We start from the raw sequence: 5,620 nt of genomic DNA, 5'->3' as shown, positions 1-5,620 counted from the left end.
GCGTGGTACGGGGCGGGAGGCGCCCCGGTCCCGCCCCGTACCACGCCTCCCCGGGCTGTCCGGGGCGGGGCCGGCGCAGCGGCGGGGAACCGGACAGGTCACCTCACTCGTTTGTCGCGGTTATGACCGAATGGCATCGGAACATCATGGGACGGGACGGGCGAGGAGCATGACGCGGGTGCTGGTGGCCGAGGACGACCCCTATCTGGCAGAAGCCCTGGAGGCCGGCCTCCGGCGGGAGGCGATGGCTGTCGACGTGGCCGCCGACGGGGCCGCCGCCCTGGAACGCCTGGCGGAGAACGACTACGACCTCCTCGTCCTGGACCGTGACCTTCCGCTGGTCCACGGCGATGACGTGTGCCGGTGGGCCGTCGAGTCCCGCCCCCACTGCCGGGTCCTGATGCTCACGGCCGCCGACCGCCTCGACGACAAGGTCGACGGGCTTCGCCTGGGCGCGGACGACTACCTGCCCAAACCCTTCGACTTCCCCGAACTCGTGGCCCGGCTGCGGGCCCTGCAGCGCCGCAGCGGTGCGACCGCCCTGCCGGTCCTGGGGCACGGCGGCATCCGCCTGGACGCTCACCGCCGCGAGGCGTCCCGGGACGGCCGCCGCCTCCAGCTCACCCGCAAGGAGTTCGCGGTCCTGGAGATCCTGCTCCGGGCCGACGGCGGCGTCGTCAGCGCCGAGCACCTCCTGGAGAAGGCATGGGACGAGCACGCGGATCCCTTCACCAGCGCGGTCCGCATCACCGTCTGCACGCTGCGGAGCAAGCTCGGCGAACCGGCCGTCATCCACACCGTCACCGGTGTCGGCTACCGCCTTTCCGCCACCCCGTCATGAGCACCCGCCGGCCCCGTCCGCCCACCGCGGCCTCACCCGGAGAGCCGGGGAGGTTCTGGGCCGGGCGGGCACGGGTGCTGCGTCCCACCGTCCGTGCCCGCTTCACCCTCCTCTACGGAAGTGCCTGCCTGGGCGTGGGCGTCTGCCTGCTCACCCTGGTCTACCTGCTGATGCGCTACTGGCCCGACTACCGGATCCCGGACAAGGCCGACACCCTCGTATCGTTCCGTCACGCCCCGGCGGCCGGAGCCGGGCCCTGCGGCGTGAACACGCCGACCGACTGCGGCACGCTCACGAGCCGGCCCGACGCCTCGCCCACGGGGCTCGTGATCCATTCCAAGGCCGATGTCCTGACCACGCTCCTGCAGTTCTCCGGCCTCGCCCTCCTCCTGCTGACCGTGCTGGCGTTCGGCCTGGGCTGGATCATCGCGGGCCGGATCCTGGCCCCGGTCCACCGCATCACCGACACGGCCCGCACCCTCGCGGCCCGCGACCTCGGCCAACGCATCGGCCTCGACGGCCCTGACGACGAGTTCAAGGAACTGGCCGACACCTTCGACGCGATGCTGGAACGCCTCGACACCGCCTTCGCCGCCCAACAGCGCTTCGCCGCGAACGCCTCCCACGAGCTGCGCACCCCCCTGACAGCCACCCGGACCATGCTCCAGGTCGCCCTTGCCGGCCCCGACGACTGCGACATACGCGACCTGGCCCCCAAGCTCCTCGCCATCAACCGCCGTTCCACCGAGGCCACCAACGCCCTGCTCGCCCTCGCCCGCGATCCCACCACCATCGACCGCCGGACGGTCGACCTCGCACGGCTGGCCCGCGAAGCCCTGCACACCGTCCGGGACGAGGCGCACGAGAAGAACATCACCCTCAGCTGCGCCCTCCAGCCCGTCCATGTCACGGGAGACCCCGCCCTCCTGCTCCAGCTCCTCACCAACCTCCTCACCAACGCCCTGCGCCACAATCACACCGGCGGCACCGCCACCCTGAGCCTGACAGCAGCACAGGATCCCCCCACAGCCCTCATCACCACCGCCAACACCGGCGACCCCGTCCCGCCGGGAGCCGTGCCCACGCTCTTCGAACCCTTCCACCGACTCACCCCCCGCACCCGCTCCGGCGGGCACGGCCTCGGCCTGCCCCTGATCCGCTCCGTCGCCCGAGCCCACAACGGCACCGCCACCGCCACGGCGAACCCCACAGGCGGCCTCACCCTTCACATCACCCTCCCCGCATCACCTGCGACCGGGTGAGGGGCGTTCGAGGTCAGGCACGCGTCCGGCGCGGCAGCATCAGGGCCGCGAACAGCAGGGCGATGCCCAGGAGGGAGCTGGCGATCAGGAAGGCGGCGGGCGTGGCGCCGGCGCTGATGACGCCCACCGCGTCCTCCGAGTCGTCGTTGACGCCCAGGACGACGGCACCCGCGCTCGCCAGCCCGAGAGCCCCGCCCAACTGCCGGAACGTCTGCCGGACCACGGACGCGTCGGCCCGTTTCTCCGCGGGGACCGCGCGCATCATCTCGGCGCTCAACGCGGGCACGGGCATCCCCATGCCCAGCCCCGCGAGGACCATCCCCGGCACCTGCCACCGGTAGTCGAGGGACGGCAGCGCGAGTGTCCAGGCCAGCGAGCCGAAGGCACCGGCCGTCAGACCGATCAGCGCGGGCACCCGGACCGACCGGAAGCGGTCCAGCAGGTACCCGGACAGGAACGTGCCCGTCGCCAGGGCCGTGACCAGGGGGAGCAGACTCAGCCCGGTGGCCCGCAGCGACTGGTCCATCGCCTGCCGCAGGAACAGCGTGCCGTGGACCAGCAGGATCAGCTGCGAGGCCTGCACCGTGAACGTCAGCGCCACCTCCACCGCGTAGCGGCGGATGCGCAGCAGCCGCAGGTCGACGAGGGGCCGCGGGGACCGCAGCACCAGCCGCACCGTCAGGGCCAGTGCGACCGCTCCTCCCACCAGGGCGACGAGCGTCCTGGGGTCGGTGACTCCCCAGACCCCGCACTGGTACAGCCCGAAGACGAACGCGCCCAGGGACAGCACCACGGCGACGGGCTGCCCCACGGTGAGCACCCCGCCCGGGGAGGTCGCGTCGCGCACGTGCGACTCGGCGATCGCCCACAGCGCCAGCGCGCCGACGGGCACGTTCACCAGGAAGACGGAGAACCACCCGAGGTAGTCGATGAGGACCGCCCCCACCACAGGGCCCACGACGAAGAACACCTGGGCCAGACCGGCGTACATCGCCAGCGCCCGCCCCCGCTCGCGCTCCTCGTACACGTCCGCGATCAGCGTCGTGGCCACGGGCAGCATCAGCGCGGCCCCCACACCCTGCACGGCCCTCATCGTCAGCAGGTACGGCTCGGCGCCGTCACCCCGCGGCGCCAGGACGCACAGCCCGGAAGCGATCGCGAACACGGCCGTCCCGAACCGGAAGGTGTGCAGCAGACCGAACCGGCGGGAGACCATGGCCCCGACCGGAGTGAACGCGGACATGGCCAGGCTGTAGACGAGCACCATGGCGTGCATGACGAACGTCGTCAGACCGAGGCTCTGCGCCACCGGGTCGAGGGCGATGGCGACCACGGTCTGGTCCAGCATGACCATCCCCCCGGCACAGCCCATGGCGGCGACGACGAAGCGCCGGCGGGGGAGGGCGGCCGACGGCCCTTCAGAAGGGGGCACGGGTGGCTGCGACCGTGAGGGCCGCTCCCCGGGGACCCGTCAGCACTGCGGGGGTGACGCCTGTCGACAGCACCGCGACCGTCCGCCACTCCCTGTCCTGAGTCCGTGTCATGGGCACAAGGTAACGGTGACGGGACCCGCGGCCGTGCGAGGCTCGCCCTCGGGATGCGGGGGACGCGTCGGGGGTCAGGGGAAGTAGGACTCGAGCGCGCCCCGGCGGCGGACGTCGAGGGTGGCGCAGTGGAACGAACCCCCGAAGGGCGCGTAGTGCAGGAGGTCGCAGGGGACCGGCTCGAAGCCCCATCGTTCGAGCGCGCGGAGCATGCCGGGCTGGCGCCGTTCGGCGATGACCCGCCCGCCGCCCACGGAGAGCACGTTCATGCTGAGCCACTTCCCGCACATCGAAGTGATCCTGAGCAGGCGGCCGGGGAGCGGATCGGGTTCGGGGGCGATCAGCACGTCCCATCCCTTCAGGATGCCCGGCAGCCGGTCCACGTCGACGTACTCGGGGTTGACCAGGACCTTGCCGGGTGCCAGGGGCAGGAAGGTCGTGTCGATGTGCATGGGTGCTCGGCACCGGCTCTCGATCTCGTGGATGCGGTAGCCGGGGCCGAGGTGGCGGCGCAGCCATGCGATGCCGGTGCGGTTGGTGACGTTGCTCCGCTGGACGAAGAGGTCCCGGCCCGCGCGCACGAAGTCCGCTGCGTCGAACAGCGGCTCGAACTCGGTGGTGACGTAGCGCATCGGCTCGTCCGCCCCGGGGACCCGGTAGCTCCCGTCGAACGAGGCGTCGGTGAGCTGTGGCTTCGGTGCGGCCGTCCAGCGGGCGCCGCGCCGGAAGTAGTCCTGGACGACGGGCCGGTAGGAGAAGGTCTCGTAGTAGCGGCACGGCCAGGCCATGGGGGTCTCGATGATCTCGTCCCCGACCACCAGCAGGCTGTCCCGCGGGCAGCTGCTGGCGAAACCCCGCGAGGACCAGCCGGGGGTGGCGAAGCGCCGACGGTGGTCGACGGGTTCGGGACGCCTGACGGTCACCCCGAGGGACTCCAGGAGGGCGGTGAACCCGGCCAGCTCCTTCTGCGCCGGCTCGACCAGGGCGCGCGGATAGCGCAGGCCGGACGCCAGACCCTGCAACCGTGCGGCCCAGGCGGGGACGTTCACGCTGACGATCGGATGCCTGGACGGAATCGTCGCGCCGTCGAGGCGCCCGACGAGGATCTCTTCGAGGGGGTCCCATTCGTTGTGCGACCAGACCGGCGCCGCGGCGGGGTGTGCGGCGTCGTCACTCACGTGCGGAGGCAATGACATCAGCCGCGGCTCCTCTTCCGTGTTCCTTGCACCCGGTACGGCCGTTCCGCCTCCTCCGACGAGCCCGCCGACCGGACCGCGTACGGGAAACGGTGTTGCCCCACATGCTCGGCCGCCGGCCGCGGATGCACGTGGTGCCGCCCGCGGCCACGACGCGGGGAGGAACCAAGATCACCCTCATGGCCCGAGGCCCTCACCCGGAGGGGACTACCCCTGGGAGAGAATCCTTGACGGCTCAAGGATCGTCGGCGTATGCTTGAGTACTCAAGGAGATGTCAATGAGTGAGATGTCAATGAGTGACGAACTGGATGCGGTGCTGCGCATCGCCCGCGCCCAGGTGGCCCTGGCCAAACGCCTCGATGGCGCACTGGGCGCCCTCCACGGCGTGAGCCTGTCGGACTTCACGGCCCTGCTGCGCCTGGGGCAGGCGCCAGGCGGCCGGATGAGGAGGGTGGACCTGGCGGAGGCGCTGGGGCTGAGCGCCTCGGGCGTGACCCGCGGGCTGGCGCCACTGGAGCGGATCGGCCTGGTCGTGCGGGAGTCGGACGCCCGGGACGCCCGGGTCGCCTTCGCAGCACTGACCGAGACCGGACGTGAGCGTCTGGTCGACATGCGTGCCACGGCCGAACAGGTCGCCGCCGAGATCTTCGCGGCCCCGCTGTGGAGCAAGGACGACGTCGAGCAGCTGTCCGTGCTGCTCACCCGACTGGGCGGCACCGGACTCCCCGGCCACGACACCCCGCCCCGGTAAACCCCTCTGTCCGCGCCCCGGACAC

General features: G+C 72.0%; 5 protein-coding genes. 3 read left to right on the top strand and 2 right to left on the bottom strand.

Annotated features, from left to right (window positions below; translation table 11 throughout):
- Nucleotides 1–169 precede the first annotated feature (169 nt).
- Both EF918_RS31645 and EF918_RS31640 read left to right on the top strand, forming a co-directional pair.
- Complete coding sequence (locus EF918_RS31645) at nucleotides 170–841, top strand: response regulator transcription factor (protein ID WP_125652359.1); 672 nt, start codon at nucleotides 170–172, stop codon at nucleotides 839–841.
- 74 nt (nucleotides 842–915) lie between these two features.
- Nucleotides 916–2,103 (top strand): HAMP domain-containing sensor histidine kinase, encoded by a 1,188-nt coding sequence (locus EF918_RS31640; RefSeq protein WP_185922011.1) that lies wholly within the window; start codon nucleotides 916–918, stop codon nucleotides 2,101–2,103.
- A gap of 13 nt (nucleotides 2,104–2,116) precedes the next feature.
- Here the strand turns inward: EF918_RS31640 and EF918_RS31635 are convergent, their stop codons facing one another.
- Nucleotides 2,117–3,457 (bottom strand): MFS transporter, encoded by a 1,341-nt coding sequence (locus EF918_RS31635; protein WP_260610845.1) that lies wholly within the window; start codon nucleotides 3,455–3,457, stop codon nucleotides 2,117–2,119.
- 264 nt (nucleotides 3,458–3,721) lie between these two features.
- Complete coding sequence (locus EF918_RS31630) at nucleotides 3,722–4,843, bottom strand: amidinotransferase (RefSeq protein WP_125652356.1); 1,122 nt, start codon at nucleotides 4,841–4,843, stop codon at nucleotides 3,722–3,724.
- Between the two features lie 278 nt (nucleotides 4,844–5,121).
- On the opposite strand from EF918_RS31630, the gene EF918_RS31625 reads away from it, so the two are divergent.
- Nucleotides 5,122–5,595: a MarR family winged helix-turn-helix transcriptional regulator gene (locus EF918_RS31625; RefSeq protein WP_260610844.1), complete on the top strand. Its 474-nt coding sequence runs from the start codon at nucleotides 5,122–5,124 to the stop codon at nucleotides 5,593–5,595.
- The last annotated feature ends 25 nt before the right edge of the window (nucleotides 5,596–5,620 follow it).

This window comes from Streptomyces sp. WAC06614, assembly GCF_003949795.1.
Taxonomy (GTDB): Bacteria; Actinomycetota; Actinomycetes; order Streptomycetales; family Streptomycetaceae; genus Streptomyces.
Note: the sequence above shows the minus strand (reverse complement) of the source record. Positions and strands in the feature narration are given on the sequence as shown.

Coding starts and splice junctions, on each gene's coding strand:
- EF918_RS31625 (WP_260610844.1), top strand. CDS start 5,122: ATGAGTGAGATGTCAATGAGTGACGAACTGGATGCGGTGCTGCGCATC.
- EF918_RS31635 (WP_260610845.1), bottom strand. CDS start 3,457: ATGGTCATGCTGGACCAGACCGTGGTCGCCATCGCCCTCGACCCGGTG.
- EF918_RS31645 (WP_125652359.1), top strand. CDS start 170: ATGACGCGGGTGCTGGTGGCCGAGGACGACCCCTATCTGGCAGAAGCC.
- EF918_RS31630 (WP_125652356.1), bottom strand. CDS start 4,843: ATGTCATTGCCTCCGCACGTGAGTGACGACGCCGCACACCCCGCCGCG.